We start from the raw sequence: 19,544 nt of genomic DNA on the forward strand, positions 1-19,544 counted from the left end.
AAAATTACGCTAGGATCATGTCTCCATAAAATATGATGAAACGCCATTTCCTATCATATAAAAAAAGCACAGAACAGGAAATCTATTTGACTTCCGTCTGTGCTTTCTTTTTACAGATCCAGAACAATCTTTGTGGAGGTGGACCTTGCCGTGCGGTCTTTTAACTTGACCTCAAACGTGTTGAGTGTTCCGGTCGTGTGGAACGGCTGACCTTCCAAAGACAGAGAGACCGTGATCGTATCCTTCGATACACTGTCGATGTGGTAAACCATCTCGGTCACTTCTTTCTTGTACCATCCTGCCTTGTTTACTGCATTCTCGAGAAGATAGCAGACCGAATTCTCATTCAGAACCGGTGTCTCAACCCAAAGACCGGTCTCCGGATCGATGTAGTACCAGATGTCGTTCGTCTTGACCCATCCGGTTACCTCGTTTCCATCCTCCTCATACTTCCATCCCTCGTCCGGGATCTCCTTCCACTCTCCTGCCCATGCAGTCAGCGCAGAACCCGCGAGCATTCCCGCCGTCATTCCGACTACGGTTGCCATCTTCCAGAATGTTTTTCCAATTATTCGATTTCTTCTATTTTTGATTTGATTTCTCATTCGCCAACTCACCTTTCGATTTCTGCCTGTTTCAATATATATATTATAGTATTATAGGCATTTTCAGATCGCAAAGCAATTTCGCAAAAATGAATTTTTTCTAAAAATTTTGTGTTACTGCCCACAAAATTATGGGAGCAGATTTTGTGAACCAGTTATTCAATCCTTTTGACTGTGTCACGGACAATCAGGCGGTTTTCAAGAACCGTTCGGCTGTTGTCCTCCACACCATCCTCGATTCTACGCAGAAGCACGCGGGTTCCCTCTTTTGCGATCTCACTCATGCTTCGCTCAACGGTCGTCAGCTTCATGCTATTGTAACCGGACATATCCCAGTTGTCAAAACCGATCAGCGAGACGTCCTCGGGTACTCTGAGTCCCTCCTCTGCGATCGCCTCCCGCGCACCGAATGCCATCTCATCGTTAAAGCACAGAAGCGCGGTCGGATGATACTCGAGAAGAAGTTTTGCGCCCTGGTATCCGCTCGCATATCGGTAAGTTCCGCTGACGGTCGGGATTGCTGACGGGTCAAGACCATGCCTTTTCGCTGAGTTCTGCCATCCGATATGGCGCAGTTTCGTGGAGTCGAGATTGGGGGCACCTTCAATCACACAGATATTTCGATGACCGTTCTCAATCAGATAATCCATCGCAGTCTCCATCGCCTTCGTCTCATCGGTCGTCACATTCGGAGCGTCGACGTCCACCTGTCGACAGATCACAACCATCGGAATCTTTTTCTCAAGAACCTCATCCATGAAAACGCGATCTCCCGTTCTCTGGCTCAAAACAATGATTCCATCGTAATAGCTCGGGTTGAGCGTTCCCGGTTCGTGCATATCGATACCTTTGACGACGATGTTGTACTTGCTTCCGACAATGCTGTAAACTCCCGTCAGAACGTCGTGAAGTACAAACGGCGATGTCATCTTACTGATCGTCGAAAAATACAGCCCGATCACATAGGATCTGGAAAGTTTTAAATGGATAGCTGCCTGATTCGGAACATATCCCATCTCCTTGGCAATCTTCAGAATTCTCTTCCTTCGCTCTCCATTTTCACTTCCAATTCCATTTAATGCTCTCGAAACCGTGGAATAAGAAACTCCAGCCTTCTGTGCAATATCTTTAATTGTTACCCCCATGTCTGTTCCTCCGTCTCACTATGGCAATCCCCGGTGATCCGCTTCACTCTCTCTTCAGATTCAATTCAAGACCGCTCCCATTGATCTCGATCTGAACACAATCAAAGCGTTTCCCCTGTCTTTGCCATCCTGCCTTTATCGGTTTGAGAGAAGCCCATCTCAAAATCCATCCCTCTCACCTTTTCCTGTTGTCTGGCAGTGTCCTCAGACTCTTCTAGTCACTCAGCTTGTCAATGTTTCTCAGTGTGAATGCTTCTCCATCCTGACCTTCGATGTTGACATCGCGCAGAACAAGCTCCTCGAGGTTGTCCGCAAAAATTCCCATCTTTGTGCACGGATCAATACCGTCAAGCATTGCCGGTACTCCTGCTGTCGGATTCTCATCATAGGTGATATGAACATGCTCCATGATCACACGGCGAATCTTTTTCTCCGGAAGACCGTAGAAGAATGCACCTGCGACGTGGCAGTTCTTTGCCTCAATGCGATGGAAGACAAGGGTGCGGATCTCCGGTGTGCGCTCATCAACCGGAAGTGCGTCTTTACAGCGAACATACTCTGTATGACCATCCGGATCACAGTAATAGAAACAGTTTATCACAAACGGAGTCATCACCTGATCCATCTGGATGTTGTCAAACAGAATTCCGTCGATGACCGCATCCTTACCGCGTCCTCGTCTCGTCTTGATTCGAAGACCGCGATCGGTGTTGATAAAGAGGCAGTTCTGAACCGTCAGGTTCTGCACACCTCCCGCCATCTCACTTCCGATCGTCACAGAGCCGTGACCATCACGCATACAGCACTGGCGGATTGTGAGATTCTCACACGGGCGCTTGTACTTTGCTCCCATATAGATCTTTCCGGATTTGACTGCGATACAGTCATCTCCAAGGGAAAAATACACACCCACGATCTCCACATTTTTACAGGACTCCGGATCAAGACCGTCCGTGTTCGGAGAATTCTTCGGATTGAGCACAGTCAGGTCTATGAAACGAAGGTTGTCGGAAAAATACGGGTGGATGTTCCAGCTCGGGCTGTTCTGCACCTGAATACCTGCGACTACCACATCCTCACAGTGGTTGAGGAAAATCATTCTCGGACGGAATGCGATTCGCTTCACCTTTGCCTGATACCACCAGTTGTCCTCATCAAAGCTTGCATTTCCGTCAATGATTCCCTTTCCGTAGATCACGACATGCTTCACATTGATACCGGTGATGATGCCGGAAAACATCGGAAGCGGATTACCCTCCCACGTTCCGAGGTTGTACTCCTCCTTCTCATCCCAGCTCTGAATCAGACCCGGATAGATCGGGAATTTGTTGCGGTCCGTCTCCGCAGAGAGCACAGCTCCCTCGGCAAGTTCGAGATTCAGGTTGTCCTTTAAGAACAGGCTTGTCACCTTATACGTTCCTGCCGGAATCAACACACGACCCTTTTTCGGGCATGCCATAATCGCAGACTGGATAAAGAGCGTATCATCAGAAACGCCATCTCCCTTCGCACCGAACTCGCGCACGTTGAGCGTCACAAACTCCTCGTCCGTCGTCACAAGCGCAAATGCCTGCTCCTCTCCTGCCTTTACGCAGATTTCATATTTTGTGGAAGGTTCCAGACCATAGATTCCGGTGACCACCCGATCGGTCTTCTTGTAGAGCCGATCATTGACATAAATCTCATACTCCCTCTTTGTGTGGAAGATTCCCTCGTCCTCAATCTCAATCGTAATGGATCTCGCATTCTGAAAAATACTACTTACTTTCTTTAACATTTTAGCACTTCCTCCCAAGTTTTCCAGATCTATTTTTTCTTCACTCTCTAACAGCAATTCAATTATAGTAGCTCCTAATTTAACAACAAAAGGGGACTCCCTATGCGAGAATCCCCTTATCAGGCTTGTGATGGTTCTAAATTCTAAATGAATCTAATGATTTAGCCCTTAACGCCACCGGCAGAAATACCATCGATGAACGAGTTCTGTGAACAGAAGAACACGATCAGAGACGGGATAATCGTGATCAGGGACATCGCAAGAATACGGTTCCACTGGAATCCGACATCACCATCCATAGACATACGCAGATAGATGGAATGCGTATACTTCTTCATGTCTGCAATATAGATCAACGGACCCTGGAAGTCGTTGGAAGTCCACATGAACTGGAACAGTGCACAAGATACCAGTGACGGCTTCAGCATCGGAACAATGACATACCACAGAGTCTTGATGGAGTTACATCCATCAATCTTTGCTGCCTCTTCCAGCTCCTTCGGAATACCTCTGAGGAACTGAACCAGCATGAATACAAAGTAGGTATCTACTGCAAACAGAGACGGAATCGTCAACGGCAGATAGGAATCTACCCAGCCCCACTTGTTGTACATGATGTACTGCGGAGCGTTCAAAACAACCTGTGGCAGGAACAGCGTGGAGATCATCAGGGAGAAGAAAATGCTCTTTCCCTTGAAGTTAAAACGTGCAAATCCGTATGCCGTCAGGGTTGCGGAAAGCAGGGTGAAAACTACTTTCGGAACTACGATCTTGTACGTGTTGATCATGGACTTGATCAGGTCGATCTTACCGCCGTAGCTCTTAAATGCATCTTTATAACCATCGAATACCGGATTCTTCGGCCAGAACCATGCGCTGGTGAAGATCTCCGAGTTTGTCTTAAATGTAGCGCCTACCATCCAGATCAGGGGATAGACCATGATGAAACCAACTGCAACAAGAAGAATATAGCGCAGTACTGTACTTACCTTAGCCTTCTGCTCTCTTGTCATAATTTTCTACCTCCCGTCCTCATCCGAATAGTAAACCCATTTCTTCTGGCTGATAAATGCAACTGCAGTCAGCGTCATAACAATGATGAACAGAATCCATGCCTGAGCACTTGCCATACCCATCTTGTGACGAAGGAATGCGTTGTTGTAAATCAGCAGGGAAATCAGGGTGGTTGCTCCGTTCGGTCCGCCCTTTGTTACCAGGTACGGAGAGTTGAACTCCTGGAATGCCTGACACAGCTGGGTGATCAGGTTGTAGAAGATTACCGGTGTGATAATCGGAACCGTGATCTTGAAGAACTGCGTCCATTTTCCTGCTCCGTCAATCGAAGCTGCCTCGTAGAGATCCTGAGATACTCCCTTGAGGGCTGCCAGGAAAATAACCATTGCGGAACCAAACTGCCATACACGAAGCAGGATGATTACGAGCAGTGCAGAGTTTGCACCTGCCATCCAGTTGATCTTTGCCACTCCGAAGAAACCGAGAACGGTGTTGATCAGACCGTCTGTGTTGAAGATTGCTCTCCACAGAATTGCGATTGCAATGGAACCGCCCAGGATAGACGGAATGTAGTATGCGGTACGGAAAAAGTTTACACCCTTCAGTTTGAAGTTCAGGATGTAGGCGATGAACAGCGCGAAGATCAGCTTCAGCGGTACATCGAAAATTGCATATTTAAAAGTTACGGCGAATGCTCGAATGATGTCGCTATCGGTAAAGATCTTCTGATAGTTCATCAGTCCAGTCTTTGTGATGCCGGTAAACAGATCATAGTTTGTGAAGCTGTAATACAGCGAAGATGCGAACGGATATACCTTAAAGACAAGGAATCCGATCAACCACGGCACTATGAATAAGAAACCTGCATTCTCAGTCAACGTCTTGCTGAAACTGCTTTTGTTCTGCATACGGTTACCTCCCGCTCATGGTAAATTTGTGTTTCTACTCTGCCAGCCATGCATATTTTTCCGGTAAAATAGCCCCTTCTCTTCCAGCCATTTTCACCACATATGCCAGACGGCTTCTCATCGACTCCTCCGGAAATTCGTTCTCAATGCCGACTTCCTTGCAGACTCGTCTGATTCGTTGCAGTTGCCCCTTTAAGATGTCGCAGAGGGCCTTATAATGCTCAAAAATTTCTTCCGACATTGCATCGATTGTCTCTGCAAGCAGAACCAACTGGTCTAAATCCAGATCCCCGAGACCCTGAAACCACTTCACAATCTCCGCATAATTTGCCTTATCTTTTACGGCTTCTCTTACATCCATTCCTAAATTCCTTCTGCCACCCGTTTCCGGGTCCTTTCCTTATGAAAGCCACCAAATCAATTTTGGGATCTCATTGGTGGCCTCCTCCGTGTTGTTGCTTTTTAATATGATTATGTCGTTAAGCCTATTCGCTTCCCGTCAGATTCTTTCGATTCTCTTAGTTTCCAAGAACCTCGTTTACACCATCAGCCAGCTGTTTTGCTGCTGCTGCGCTGTCGATATCGCCTGCGCTCAGCTTGCTGAATACTTTGTAGTAAACGCCATCCGGGTTAGCCTTCAGATCGTTGTGCTCGAACTTCGGATCAAGAGCAAACTTGTTGTGTGCCATAACAGCTGCGTTTGCTGCCTTAACCAGCTCATTTCCAAGACCCTTCTCATCAAGAACCTCCAGAGCCTCTGCGGAACACGGAATTCCTCTCTCAGTACCGATGATCTCGATACCCTCCGGATCGTTCAGCATGTAGTTCATCAGAGCTGCTGCTGCTTCCGGATGCTCAGATTTTGCAGAGATTGCAAATGCCATGGAGATCTTGGTGAATCCGCCATCGTAATCACCGAACTTAACAAAATCACCCTGTACGAATTCCTGATTCGGCTTGTCGGTAGACTCAACAATTGCCTTCTGGAACTTACTTGCGGAAGAATCCCACTCGTAGATACCAGCGTATACGCCGTTAATCCATTTTGCGTTCTTATCCAGGGAGTCAGCCATATCACCAGCGATCGTAGCGATCGTCGGGATAACGTGATTCTCCTCGAGCTTGGTGATGAAATCCATACCTTCCTGAATCTCTTCCTCGGTGTACTGAAGCTCGCCGTTCTCTACCCAGTTCTTACCATATACAGACTCCAGATAGTAAACAAGGAAGATTGCACGGTCATACTCACCAAGTGCTAACGGATAGTAATCTTCGTTGTAAGCCTTGAACTTTGCTCCTGCCTCAAGCAGAGAAGCCTCATCGGTCGGGATGTCGCATCCAACCTCATCAAAAGTGGTCTTGTTCCAGTAGAACAGACGACCGGTCATTGCGATCGGAACTGCCATCAGCTTTCCGTCAACGGTACACTGTGCAAGTGCATCCTCCGGGAACTGAGACAGATCAATGATGTCTGCGTACTGATTCAAATCTGCGAAGTTCGTTCCGTTGTTGGAGTAGGAATCAATCCAGTTCCAGTTGATCTGCATCAGATCTGCGGAGTTGCCACCCAGAATGTTTAAGGACTGCTTCTCCTCCCAACCGGACCATGCGCCGTACTCCGGGCTTACGGTTACGCTCGGGTACTTGGTCTGGAAAGCCTCGATTGCCTTCTCAGTTGCCTCATGTCTGGAATCTCCACCCCACCAGGAAAAGGTGATGTCGCCGGAAATATCCCCAGAATTTCCGCCTTCTGCGCTACCGTTCTCACCAGCTGCCTTTGTGTCGGCTGCTGCGGTTGTCTCGGTGCTACTGCTTCCACCGCATCCTACCAGGGAAATTGCGGTAACGGAGGCCATTGCCAGTGCTGCTGCTCTCTTCATGTTTTTCATAAGAAACTTCTCCCTTTCTTTTATTTGCCAACCCCGCAAATCTCTTTTTTCTGTCACGGTTCCTCTTGTATGCAAAGGTTTGCAAGATTTGGCTAAAAATTAATGCATTCCTGATTTTGTAAGCAGTTACATTTTTGCTTCTCGAAAATCGTTCCTGCACCTCTCTTGTGATGTTTTAATAATATCACACTTAAACTTATCCGTCAATTAGCTATTGTGCCTAGTTTGCTGTTTTTATTTTGTGCATCATACACAATTTCTTTTCTGTCTGATTTATGTTAAGATGATAGTAATTGCAAACGTTTTCACGCTTTTGCCAAATAATTCTTTTTAATAGAATCTTTCCTTGTAATTTTTTTGTCATAATCCTTCTTTTTGTTCCTATTCACGGATTTCCGACTGAAAAAAGTGCTTGCATTTGTATCATCCTATAATAGAGGAAACTTCTGCGAACGGAAAGAGCGAAAATGGATCACCTGATTCCATTAAAGTAATTAACGTAATTGAAATTTAAAAATGTAAGGCAATCGCTAAATACCAAACAACGGCGAAATGCTCAGCAACAGCTAAAAAACAATCACACAATCATGTTAAGGAATCAAAAGAAAAATATATAAAAAGAAGAAAAAGAAAGGAACCCACTATCATTATGAAAATTCTTGACCGCTACATCGATCAGCTTCTGGAAAAAAGCAGTCCGACCCGTCCGATCTGGAACATTGAAAAGATCCGTCAGGGTGCAAAGCCTTCCTGGAACTACATGGACGGCTGTATGATCAAGGCCATTCTCGAGCTCTACCACATCACGGAGAAGCAGGAATACCTTGACTTTGCAGATCACTTCATTGACTATTTCGTCGAGGAGGACGGTTCGATCCACTCCTACCATCCGGAGGAGCACAACCTCGACAACGTAAACGCTGGAAAGACGCTCTTTGATCTCTATAATCTGACTGGCAAGAAGAAGTATCGTCGCGCGATTGACACCGTGTACAGCCAGCTCAAAACTCAGCCCCGCACTTCCACCGGCAATTTCTGGCACAAGAAGATTTACCCGAACCAGATCTGGCTCGATGGACTCTACATGGCACAGCCGTTCTACATGCAGTATGAGATCATTTACAATAACGGTGCAAATTGCAAGGACAGCTACCAGCAGTTCCTCAATGTGTACAATCTGATGAGAGATTTGAGAAATGGACTCTACTACCACGCTTACGATGATTCGAGAGAATCCTTCTGGTGCGATAAAGTGACCGGACTGTCTGATAACTTCTGGTTACGCGCACTTGGCTGGTATGCAATGGCTCTGATCGATACGATGGAAGTGATGCCGGAGGAGACACTCGGAGCTGAGAAGAAAGAGATGAATCGCATCTATAAAGAGCTTATCGACGCTATGCTCCCGTATCAGGATGAAAAGACCGGCATGTGGTATCAGGTTGTAAACCGCGGTGGCATCCGCCCGAACTACCTTGAGACCTCCGGTTCTGCAATCTTTGCATACGCGATCATGAAGAGTGTACGTCTCGGCTTCCTCGATGAATCCTATTTCGCATATGGAAAGAAGGCATTTGACGGAATCTGTGAGACGTATCTGTCCGAAGAAAATGGCGAACTCCAGCTTGGCGGAATCTGCCTTGTTGCAGGTCTTGGAAATAAGGAGATGCGCGAGGGGACATTTGATTACTATATGCGCGAGCCGATCGTAAAGAATGAGGCGAAGGGTGTCGCTCCGCTGATTCTGGCGTATATTGAGTTGATGTTCCATGAGAAGAAAAGCGAGAATGCGTAAGCGCTAGCTTATTTTTCGCAAGTGGATAAACAAGCCACAGAAATCCATCATATACATCATCCATAAATAAATAAAAACAATACATAAAATTAATCACAAACACATACAGCTCCGAGATCGGGAAAATTCCTGCAAACACGGGTTTGCAAAACTTTCCCGATCTCGGAGCCTGTTTTCTACCTAAGCATTATAAAAAAGCGTATCTATCATAATCAAAAAATCCTCTACTTCCACTCCTCTGCCAATTCAAAAAACGCCTGCATTTCCCGCGTCACCCACTTATCCCGGTGATAAAAAATCTGTCTCCATGTCTGCATATGAAAATTGCGCACCTTCAGCTCTGTGAGCATATGAGTTTCCAATTCTTTTCGGATTGTAAATTCTGGCAAAAACGAAATTCCCATATTTTTGAGAAGCATCCGGATGATAAATTCTGTATTTCCGATCTCCAAAAACGGACGGATGGAGCGCTCTGTCGCCACAAGATACTGTTCTAAGATATGGCGGTAACTCGCATCTTTCTCCGTCAGAAGGAATGGAAATTCGAGCACTTCATCGAGCGCAAGTTCCCGATTTTCCTTTGCAAGCTCATGATCCGGAGAGGCGACAAAGATGTTTCTCTCGGGAATCTCAAGAATTTTGTGCCAGCGATGATCATAGATTCGCCGGTCAAGGAGATAGACCAGATCAATCTTGTTTTCATTCATACGTTCAAGAAGTTCATCCGGAGACTCGGTGACAATGCTGATCTCTACCTGTGGATAAAGGCGATGATATTCCGCCAGAAGTTCCGGAAAAATCGACGCACAGATTGATTCGATCGTTCCAAGGCAGAGCTGTCCGTTTAGATCATTTTTCTCCGTCAATGCTTCGCGCGCCTGATCAATACTTCGCATAATCTCCAGTGCATGACGATAAAAAATCCTCCCCTGTTCAGTCAGCGAAATCTTTTTCCCGATTCGATCAAACAAGATCACCCCCAATTCTTTTTCAAGCTGTTTGATCTGAATTGTGACCGCTGCCTGAGAATATCCCAACTGCTTCGACGCTTTTGAAAAACTCTGTTGCTGTGCAATCTGCAAAAATGTGTTGATCTCCCGAAATTCCATGTATTCTCCTTATTCCCCACTCTTGTTCTTAAGCATCCCTCTTCCGGATTTTTCCCTTGCGGTTTGCCCGATAACTTGCTATGATCATAGCTGACCCTATTTTTACGCAAACCTCTTTTCAGCGAGAGATTTATCATTAAATTATTTTTAATGATGCGTTAAAATCTTTAAATTTTACATTTGTACTCCTTTATGTTACGATATTTTTATCAATAAGGCAAGCCGTAAGATAAAACAATAAGTAATTTTACACAAAGGGGGATACCAGGATGGACAGATCAGACCCGCGTTATCACGCATACGTCCAGATCCTGAAAGAGGAACTGATTCCGGCAATGGGTTGCACCGAACCGATTGCCCTGGCTTATGCAGGTGCTGTTGCCCGCCGTACACTCGGCGAACTTCCTGATCGCGTGACCGTTCAGGCAAGCGGAAGCATCATCAAAAATGTAAAATCGGTCATTGTTCCGAATACCGATCATCTGAAAGGAATCGATGCCGCGGTTTCCGCCGGAATTGTTGCCGGTGATCCGGACAAAAAGCTCGAGGTCATCGCAAGTGTGACTCCTGAGCAGATTCAGGCGATGAAGCAGTTTATGGACGAGGTTCCGATTGAGATCGAGCATATCGACAAGGGATGTACCTTTGACATCGTTGTGATCGTACATCACAAAGACGAATATGCAAAAGTCCGGATTGCAAACTATCACACAAACATTGTTCTGATTGAGAAAAATGGAGAAATTCTTGAACAGGCAAAGGTTTCCGGTGACAGTGAGGATGGTCTCACTGACCGCAACCTACTCGACATGGAGCATATCTGGGATTTCGCAATGACGGTCGAGATCGACGAGGTAAAGGCTCTGCTTGACCAGCAGATTTCCTGCAACATGACAATTGCAGATGAGGGTTTGAAAAATGATTACGGCGCAAACATCGGTAAAGTTCTCCTGGCGATGGACGGCGACAATGTACGCGTCAAGGCAAAGGCAATGGCTGCCGCAGGTTCCGACGCGCGAATGAATGGCTGTGAACTTCCGGTTGTGATCAACTCGGGAAGCGGAAATCAGGGCATCACAACCTCCGTTCCTGTCATCATCTATGCGAGAGAGCTTCATGCCAGTGAAGAAAAACTTTACCGTGCACTCACACTCGCAAACCTGACCACGATCCATGTCAAGACACCGATTGGGCGACTTTCCGCATACTGTGGAGCCGTTGGAGCCGGTGCAGGCGCGGGCGCAGGAATTGCTTATCTTTGTGGTGGGGGCTACAAAGAAGTGATTCACACAGTTGTCAACGCTCTTGCGATTGTATCAGGCATTGTCTGTGACGGTGCGAAGGCATCCTGTGCCGCAAAGATTGCTTCCGCAGTCGACGCAGGAATTCTCGGCTACAACATGTACATCCGCGGTCAACAATTCTACGGCGGTGATGGCATCGTATCAAATGGGGTTGAAAACACGCTGAAAAACATTGGTCGTCTCGGAAAGGAGGGCATGAAGGAGACGAACGACGAAATTATTAAAATTATGATTGGAGAATAGGTATGAAAAAGATTACAGGCAGTTTGCCATTTAAGCTTCTTCTTGGGGTTATCCTCGGCATCATCGCAGGTCAGGTTGCGGGGGAAGGTCTGATGAACATCGTTGTGACCTTCAAGTATATCCTGAATCAGGTCATCGTCTTCTGCGTTCCGCTCATCATCATCGGCTTTATCGCACCATCGATCACCCGACTCGGAAATAATGCTTCCAAGATGCTCGGCGTTGCAGTCACGATCGCGTATGTGTCCTCACTCGGCGCGGCACTCTTTTCCATGTTTGCCGGCTATGGACTGATTCCTCATCTGTCCATCGTTGCAGATGTTGAGGGTCTGAAAGAGCTTCCGGACATCGTCTTCAAGCTCGATATTCCGCAAATCATGTCCGTTATGAGTGCCCTCGTCTTCTCTATGCTCCTCGGTATCGCTGCGACCTGGACAAAGGCAAAAGTCATCACCGAAGTGCTTGAGGAGTTCCAGAAAGTCGTTCTTGAGATTGTTACCCGTGTTGTCATTCCGATCCTGCCGATCTTTATCGCACTGACCTTCTGTGCACTCTCCTACGAGGGAACGATCACAAAACAGCTTCCGGTCTTCCTTCAGGTTGTCATCATCGTTATGATCGGTCATTATATCTGGCTCGCCCTGTTGTACGCAATCGGCGGTGCTTACTCCGGAAAGAACCCGATGAGTGTTCTCGGAAACTACGGTCCGGCTTACATCACAGCAGTCGGCACGATGTCTTCCGCTGCTACCCTGGCTGTCGCTCTGCGCTGTGCAAAAAAATCTGAGCCGGCTCTGCGCGATGATATGGTAGATTTCGGTATCCCGTTATTTGCAAACATTCACCTTTGCGGTTCCGTTCTGACTGAGGTCTTCTTCGTCATGACCGTTTCCAAGATTCTCTACGGAACTCTTCCGTCCCTCGGAACAATGATCCTCTTCTGTGCCCTGCTCGGCGTCTTTGCAATCGGCGCACCGGGTGTTCCAGGTGGTACGGTTATGGCTTCTCTCGGTCTGATCACCGGCGTTCTCGGTTTCGATGAGACCGGTACCGCTCTGATGCTGACGATCTTCGCGCTTCAGGACAGCTTTGGTACTGCCTGCAACGTAACCGGAGACGGTGCCCTCACAATGATCCTGACCGGATTTGCAGAGCGCCACGGCATCAAGAAACAGAAAATTGAGAGTGGTTTGTAAAGTGACTTATAAATAAATGACTTACCACGTCTGAAGTCTCCGTTGCCTACGCCATCAGGCGTGGTTTCCGAAAGACTACGATAAGTGGCTTATGGCTATTCACAAAGCCCTATCCCAGTGGGATTACTTTTAAGCGACAGTTTGACGAAAAGCGCATTCTTTTCGTCGCTGTCGCTTTTCTTTTGGATAGGCCATAAAAAAGTATGATAGGAAATTGTGTCCTGTCATTATCATACAAAAAAACAGGTGGCGCCACCTGATCGTTTGATTAGACGATCTTGTGACACCACCTGTTTGCATATTTCTCACATCTCGTTACGCTCAGTCATCTAACAAAAACTCACTCAGAACCACATTGCTGACATCGATACCAAGATCACTCAGTCGCACCGAGGTGCCATCAAATACAATCAATCCCTGATCTTTGAGTTTCTGCATCACCTTTCCGTAGACATTCCACATATTGAGTCCAAATTTCTCATAGAAATCGCTTCCTGAGACTCCGCGCATCATTCGAAGTCCAAGGAACATAAATTCCTCAATCTGCTCTTTCCTTGAGAGTTCCTGAATCTCCTGTGCAGCTATCCCCGGCTCTCTCAAATTCATCGACAGATACTCTTTCAGATCTGTCGTGTTGTGGTAACGATAACCAAACGTGTATGAGGAAGCTCCGAGTCCGAGACCAAGGTACTCGACTCCGGTCCAGTAACCGATATTATGTCTGCACTCAAAGCCCGGCTTTGCGTAATTGGAGATCTCATAGCGACGATAGCCCTGAAGTGCCATCAGCTCTTTCGTCAGATGATACATCTCGCGGTCAGTCTCCTCATCTGGAAGATCCGGAAGCGGGGTTGCATTGAGTTTCGGCCATGCACGGCGGTTGAGCCCTGCCTGACCATTTAAAATCTCACTGCCGTCAACAGCGGCTTTTTCGGACTCCGGAGAATCCGGGATCTGGATGTTGACACTCTTGCAGTCTGCAAGATGTCTTCCGCCCTCCTCATCGCCGTAACGCTCATAGAACGGAGTTCCCTCCTCAATAATCAGGCTGTATGCGGAGATGTGCTCCGGCTTGAGCATCATGACCTTCTTGAGCGTGCTCTTCCAGGAATGGAGATCCTGTCCCGGAAGCGCGGACATCAGGTCGATATTGATGTTCTTAAAACCTGCCTGTCTCGCGCGCTGATAGCTCTTTAAAAACTCATCGTAGGAGTGAATTCGTCCCAAATACTTTAACTCTTCGTCGTCCGCCGATTGCAGACCGATGCTCAAGCGATTGATTCCGCTCTGACGATAGATCTCCAACTTCTCCATCGTGAGCGTTCCGGGATTCGCCTCGATCGTCACCTCCGCAAACGGAGAGACATCAAAGCAGGAGTGAATCACCGCAAACAGCTCCTCGATCAGCTCCGATGGAAGAATCGAAGGGGTTCCTCCACCAACAAAGATCGTATCCACCTGATAATCGGCAAAACTTCCACTCTGCCCGTAAATCTCTTCAATCAGCTTTTCAATATATCCCCGATAACTGCGCTCCGGTGCCGAAAACGACAAGAAATCGCAGTAGGCACATTTGCGGATACAGAACGGGATATGAATATATAGTTCCAGTTTTTTCTTTTTGTTAATTCCGTTGTTACCCTTATTTTCCATACTCTCTTATTTCCAGACACCTTAAGCAAAACACGATCCACACTACCCTTCAAATCAACGCTCACGAAGACCTGGCGCTTTGCACCCACGCGAAGCGTATTTATTCGCTCTACTCGTTGTCCAGCTTCAGCACACTCATAAACGCCTTCTGCGGAATCTCTACATTTCCGACCTGGCGCATGCGCTTCTTTCCTTCCTTCTGCTTCTCAAGCAGTTTCTTCTTTCGGCTGATATCGCCACCGTAACACTTTGCAAGCACATCCTTACGCATTGCCTTGACCGTCTCACGCGCAATGATTTTGCCACCGACTGCCGCCTGAATCGGGATCTCAAACAGATGGCGCGGAATCTCATCCTTAAGCTTCTCACACATCTTGCGTCCGCGCTCGTAGGCAGAGCCAGAAAAGACGATGAAGGACAGAGCATCGACCTCTTCCTTGTTGATCAGGATATCAAGTTTCACAAGCTCGGACTGCTCATATCCCTTGAGCTCGTAGTCGAATGACGCATAACCGCGGGAGCGGGATTTGAGTGCATCAAAGAAATCATAGATGATCTCATTGAGCGGAAGATCATACTTGAGGAGTGCGCGTCCGCCTTCAATGTACTCGGTATCCTTGTAGATACCACGGCGTTCCTGACAAAGTGTCATGATCGCACCGACAAACTCCGTCGTCACCATGATCTCTGCACTCACAACCGGCTCTTCCATGTACTCGATCTCAGACGGGTCCGGCATATTCGACGGGTTCGTCAAGTCAATGATATCGCCGTTTTTCTTGTGTATCCGGTACACAACGCTCGGCGCCGTCGTCACAAGATCGAGGTTGTACTCGCGCTCAAGACGTTCCTGAATGATCTCAAGGTGCAAAAGCCCGAGGAAACCACAGCGGAAGCCGAAGCCAAGTGCGATCGAGGTCTCCGGCTCAAAGAACAGCGAAGCATCATTGAGCTGAAGTTTCTCGAGGGCATCACGCAGATCGTTATAGCGCGCACCATCCGCCGGATAGAGACCACAGTAAACCATCGGCGTTACTTTCTTGTAACCCGGAAGCGGGCTCTCACACGGTCTGTCGGCATCCGTGATCGTATCTCCGACTCTCGTATCCTTCACATTCTTGATGCTCGCGGTGATATATCCTACCATTCCGGCGGAGAGCTCCTCACACGGGATAAACTGACCTGCGCCGAAGTATCCAACCTCTACAACCTCTTCCTCTGCTCCGGTTGCCATCATGCGGATCTTCGTTCCCTTCTTTACGGAACCCTCGCGGACACGGCAGAAAATGATAACGCCCTTGTAAGAATCGTACAGGGAGTCAAAGATCAGCGCCTGAAGCGGAGCCTGCGGATCGCCGTTCGGAGCCGGAATCTTGTGAACGATCGCCTCAAGCACATCCTCGACATTGAGACCGGTCTTTGCGGAAATGCGCGGTGCATCGTGCGCCTCAAGACCAATCACATCTTCAATCTCATTTGCGACCCAGTCTGGGCGCGCACTCGGAAGATCGACCTTGTTGATAACCGGGAAGACTTCCAGATCATGATCAAGCGCTAAGTATACGTTTGCAAGCGTCTGCGCCTCGATTCCCTGTGCTGCATCGACAACAAGGATCGCTCCGTCGCAAGCTGCAAGGCTTCTCGATACCTCGTAGTTAAAGTCAACGTGTCCCGGTGTGTCAATCAGGTTAAAAATATACTCCTCGCCATCCTTCGCACGGTAGACGGTGCGCACCGCCTGAGACTTGATTGTGATTCCTCTCTCTCTCTCAAGATCCATATTGTCAAGAACCTGTGACTGCATCTCTCTGCTCGTCAGAAGACCGGTCATCTCGATGATGCGGTCTGCAAGCGTAGATTTGCCATGGTCAATATGTGCGATAATACAGAAATTGCGGATCTTACTCTGGTCCATTACTGCCATAAAAAATATTCCTCTCTCTCGTACTGCCTGTGCCCCATTCCATAAGATAAATGGGAGTTCACTCTAAACTCAGAAGGGGATTGTTTCCCCTCCCGAAAAATTTTATAATACCCTATCTATAAATAGGTGAGACATCCACTCTGAGTTATAATCATAGCATTTTTTCATTTTCCTTGCAACACCATATCCAAAACTTCCGCCAGCACACCCATCGCATTCACAGCTTCCTCCCCGGTGTTTGTCTGCGCGCCGACCTCGATCAGCGCTGAACGCGGTCTCACATGAAGGTTGTAGCGCAGGCTCTTTAGATAGATCTTTCGGGCAAATCCCGGTGCCCTCTGTGCACAGGCAAGCTGAAGCTGAAAACTGAAGGCGAGGTTCTCTTTCAAATATGGGTTTGGCAGATAGGAAATCGGACCGTCCTGAGTCTGGCTCATCCCCTGAAAAAACATGATGTTTGCCGTCGGTTTCCCGTCAATCTCACTGACAAGACGGACGCTCTCACCGACCCCGTCGCGGTGCACATCGAGAACAACCTGAATCGTCGGATTTTCCTCAAGAATCCGCGTGATTCCATCGAGCGCGTAGGTATAGGCACGACTGCGATCAAGGCTTCCACCCTCCATATCATACGGTGTCGTGTCGTGAATTACATTCCACCCCCGCTCCCGCAAACGTCCAGCAAGGATCTCCCCGATCGCCGTCACCCGCGCAGATGGGTTTCCAGGACCGAAATCCCGATACGTCTCCTGCGAATGCGTGTGATAGATCAGAATCTGTGGAACTGAACTGTCCTGCTGTAACGTCAGGTCCGTGTCGAGAAATGTATTCACATTCATCAGCTCCGCCCTCGCAACCGTCGACGAATGAACGATGTAAAAATTCTTCATCATCGTCTCATAGTCCGCAAACACCTCCCTCGCAGACTCGACTCTCTGCTCGCGCGCCGATGCCTCCTGCTCTGAGCTTTCCTGATCCAAGTTCTGTTGTTCCGTGGGCTCTTGATTCAGAGTTTCTTGAAGCGAAGGATTCTGATCTGAATTTACCCGCTTCGGTTCCGGCGCATACTCGCCTTCCACCCCGGTGTTTGTCTGCGCGCCATCTGCATTTATCGGATTATCCTCAGAAGACAAAAACAGGTATCCGTATGTATCATACGCATACCTGTATCTCTGATAAATTGCATAGGCGGGGTCATTTTCTCTCTGCCAAGGCATCACCTGCGCCGGTTTTGCGGTTGGAAAACGAAGCTGAATCAGTGCCAAAAAGAGGACGGATACCGCCTGTGCCAGCCATTCACTCAAAACGAACAATTTCCTTTTTTAAACGCTTCATAATCTTCTTCTCAAGTCTGGATATGTACGACTGCGAGATTCCCATCAGATCTGCGACCTCTTTCTGCGTCATCTCCATCCCTTCCGCGTTCTTGAGTCCGTAGCGGAGTTCCACAATTTTCTGCTCGCGCGGGCTGAGTTTCCCGACTGCAATTTTCAACAGCTCCTTCTCCGTCTCATCCTCAATTCCCCGATAAATCACATCTTCATCAGTTCCCAGAATGTCGGAGAGCAGAAGTTCATTTCCGTCCCAGTCGACATTGAGCGGTTCATCGATCGAAACTTCAAGACGCGTCTTGTTGTTGCGCCGTAAATACATCAGGATCTCATTTTCGATACAGCGGGATGCATAGGTCGCCAGCTTGATGTTCTTGTCGGGATTGAAGGTGTTGATCGCCTTGATCAGACCGATCGTTCCGATTGAAATCAGATCCTCGACGCCGACGCAGGTGTTGTCAAATTTTTTTGCGATATAGACGACAAGACGCAAATTGTGCTCGATCAGCTCTGCTCTTGCCTCCCGCTCCTCCTCCGTCCCGAGACGGGAAATCATCTCAGCCTCCTGCTTTGCATCGAGCGGGGCCGGGAGGATATCTGCTCCACCGATATAGTGAATCTCTCCCTGTCTCTGCCAGAGCATCGTTGTGAATGTTGGAACTGCCTTAAACTGAAATCGATTAGAAACTGCAACCTTTACTACCATTCTCATATCCTCCCTCTCTCATCCCGAAATATTTTTGAATTTCTTTCGCTTTCTCCATTCAACAGCATTTCGTATTCCCCACATGAGGAGAGCGGTTCTCGACTTAGAGCAATCCACGGATGAGAAATCCGGCAGATCAACTGTCCTCTCCTTCGCACCTCCATCTCATCCATCCGAATCCCGGGAAGCATTCCCTGACTTTGCCCGACACTGCAAAACGGGATGTAAATCACCCCCGCGACTTTCTCGCAAAATCCTCTGCATGCCCGTGCCGTGATGACATGAACCGGCTGGTTTCCGTAAGGCTCGCGCAGTCGATTTCCAGTGTCAAAAAGCGCCCGAATCGTCTTTTCCCTTCCCCGGTACTTTAATGTCACCTCATAGAACAGACGACTGTCGCCGATTAAATGAAAGACGGTTTTGCTCACAATGAAACTGAAGAGCGCAAGCCCTGCCCCTGCTCCCACAATCACTCCCGATCTCATTTGCTCAAAAGAAGATCCTCTAAACGATAACAGCGAGACTGTTCCTCCAGTCAGCAAGGCTCCTGCCAAAAGGGAGAAGAGCCGGCAGATCAAGATTCCTGTGCCCTGATAGCCAAACGCGATCAGTGTCATTCCCGTGCTCACAATCCCCAGCGTGATCCCTCGTTCAAGCCACGGCGGAATCCCTCTCACACAGACGGCAATGCACGCCCAGCACGCGCCAAATCCCGCAGATGCGGTTATCCGAAATACTTTTTTTAAATTCCATTCGCCTGACGGAATGCCACTCCTCGTCCCAATCTGCTCACACAGAAGAAGGACGATCAGATCCATGATCAGATTTAAGAGAAAAAACAAATCCAGATAAAGGATCATACCAGACACTCCTCTAAGGCTTTCGGAATGACTCTGATTATACGCATTTCCGGGAAAAATTTTTGTCAAACAGAGGACAGAAAAC

16 protein-coding genes are annotated in these 19,544 nt (G+C 47.9%); 3 read left to right on the forward strand and 13 right to left on the reverse strand.

The window, feature by feature from the left end; translation table 11 throughout:
- Positions 1-110: 110 nt before the first annotated feature.
- From AC4EVX_RS02945 to AC4EVX_RS02975, 7 genes are all read right to left on the reverse strand, one after another.
- The gene (locus AC4EVX_RS02945) at positions 111-605 is read right to left on the reverse strand and encodes a hypothetical protein (RefSeq protein ID WP_177977222.1); all 495 of its coding nucleotides are present in this window, start codon (positions 603-605) and stop codon (positions 111-113) included.
- A 155-nt stretch (positions 606-760) separates the two neighbouring features.
- Positions 761-1,750: a substrate-binding domain-containing protein gene (locus AC4EVX_RS02950; protein ID WP_177977221.1), complete on the reverse strand. Its 990-nt coding sequence runs from the start codon at positions 1,748-1,750 to the stop codon at positions 761-763.
- Between the two features lie 214 nt (positions 1,751-1,964).
- On the reverse strand, positions 1,965-3,527 hold the full coding sequence (locus AC4EVX_RS02955; RefSeq protein ID WP_177977220.1) for a glycosyl hydrolase family 28 protein: 1,563 nt from the start codon (positions 3,525-3,527) through the stop codon (positions 1,965-1,967).
- Positions 3,528-3,688: 161 nt separating this feature from the next.
- On the reverse strand, positions 3,689-4,540 hold the full coding sequence (locus AC4EVX_RS02960) for a carbohydrate ABC transporter permease (RefSeq protein WP_177977219.1): 852 nt from the start codon (positions 4,538-4,540) through the stop codon (positions 3,689-3,691).
- A 6-nt stretch (positions 4,541-4,546) separates the two neighbouring features.
- Entirely contained in the window at positions 4,547-5,449 is a 903-nt protein-coding gene (locus tag AC4EVX_RS02965) for a carbohydrate ABC transporter permease (RefSeq protein WP_177977218.1), read from the reverse strand.
- Between the two features lie 34 nt (positions 5,450-5,483).
- Entirely contained in the window at positions 5,484-5,810 is a 327-nt protein-coding gene (locus AC4EVX_RS02970; protein ID WP_177977217.1) for a hypothetical protein, read from the reverse strand.
- 157 nt (positions 5,811-5,967) lie between these two features.
- Positions 5,968-7,338 carry an ABC transporter substrate-binding protein gene (locus tag AC4EVX_RS02975; protein WP_490159534.1) on the reverse strand — a complete coding sequence of 457 codons (1,371 nt, stop codon included), beginning with the start codon at positions 7,336-7,338 and terminating at the stop codon, positions 5,968-5,970.
- Positions 7,339-7,987: 649 nt separating this feature from the next.
- Between AC4EVX_RS02975 and AC4EVX_RS02980 the strand changes: the two genes are divergently transcribed.
- The gene (locus tag AC4EVX_RS02980) at positions 7,988-9,133 is read left to right on the forward strand and encodes a glycoside hydrolase family 88/105 protein (protein ID WP_490159535.1); all 1,146 of its coding nucleotides are present in this window, start codon (positions 7,988-7,990) and stop codon (positions 9,131-9,133) included.
- 224 nt (positions 9,134-9,357) lie between these two features.
- Here the strand turns inward: AC4EVX_RS02980 and AC4EVX_RS02985 are convergent, their stop codons facing one another.
- Positions 9,358-10,242 carry a LysR family transcriptional regulator gene (locus tag AC4EVX_RS02985; protein WP_490159536.1) on the reverse strand — a complete coding sequence of 295 codons (885 nt, stop codon included), beginning with the start codon at positions 10,240-10,242 and terminating at the stop codon, positions 9,358-9,360.
- A 269-nt stretch (positions 10,243-10,511) separates the two neighbouring features.
- Between AC4EVX_RS02985 and AC4EVX_RS02990 the strand changes: the two genes are divergently transcribed.
- Together AC4EVX_RS02990 and AC4EVX_RS02995 are read left to right on the forward strand one after the other, a co-directional pair.
- Positions 10,512-11,789: an L-cysteine desulfidase family protein gene (locus AC4EVX_RS02990; protein WP_177977213.1), complete on the forward strand. Its 1,278-nt coding sequence runs from the start codon at positions 10,512-10,514 to the stop codon at positions 11,787-11,789.
- Between the two features lie 2 nt (positions 11,790-11,791).
- The gene (locus AC4EVX_RS02995; RefSeq protein ID WP_177977212.1) at positions 11,792-12,985 is read left to right on the forward strand and encodes a cation:dicarboxylate symporter family transporter; all 1,194 of its coding nucleotides are present in this window, start codon (positions 11,792-11,794) and stop codon (positions 12,983-12,985) included.
- 321 nt (positions 12,986-13,306) lie between these two features.
- On the opposite strand, the gene hemW is transcribed toward AC4EVX_RS02995, so the two are convergent.
- The 5 genes from hemW to AC4EVX_RS03020 form a co-directional block, all read right to left on the reverse strand.
- The gene (hemW, locus tag AC4EVX_RS03000) at positions 13,307-14,638 is read right to left on the reverse strand and encodes a radical SAM family heme chaperone HemW (RefSeq protein WP_490159537.1); all 1,332 of its coding nucleotides are present in this window, start codon (positions 14,636-14,638) and stop codon (positions 13,307-13,309) included.
- A 109-nt stretch (positions 14,639-14,747) separates the two neighbouring features.
- Positions 14,748-16,562, reverse strand: a complete 1,815-nt coding sequence (gene lepA, locus AC4EVX_RS03005) for a translation elongation factor 4 (RefSeq protein WP_177976951.1) — start codon at positions 16,560-16,562, stop codon at positions 14,748-14,750.
- A 164-nt stretch (positions 16,563-16,726) separates the two neighbouring features.
- Complete coding sequence (locus AC4EVX_RS03010) at positions 16,727-17,866, reverse strand: stage II sporulation protein P (protein WP_308450454.1); 1,140 nt, start codon at positions 17,864-17,866, stop codon at positions 16,727-16,729.
- Positions 17,859-18,599, reverse strand: coding sequence for an RNA polymerase sporulation sigma factor SigE (gene sigE / locus AC4EVX_RS03015; RefSeq protein ID WP_177977544.1), 741 nt, complete (start codon positions 18,597-18,599; stop codon positions 17,859-17,861). The genes AC4EVX_RS03010 and sigE overlap by 8 nt, the downstream gene beginning before the upstream one ends.
- A 2-nt stretch (positions 18,600-18,601) precedes the next feature.
- Entirely contained in the window at positions 18,602-19,459 is an 858-nt protein-coding gene (locus AC4EVX_RS03020; protein WP_177977501.1) for a sigma-E processing peptidase SpoIIGA, read from the reverse strand.
- Positions 19,460-19,544: the final 85 nt, after the last annotated feature.

Source organism: Brotaphodocola sp., assembly GCF_983179755.1.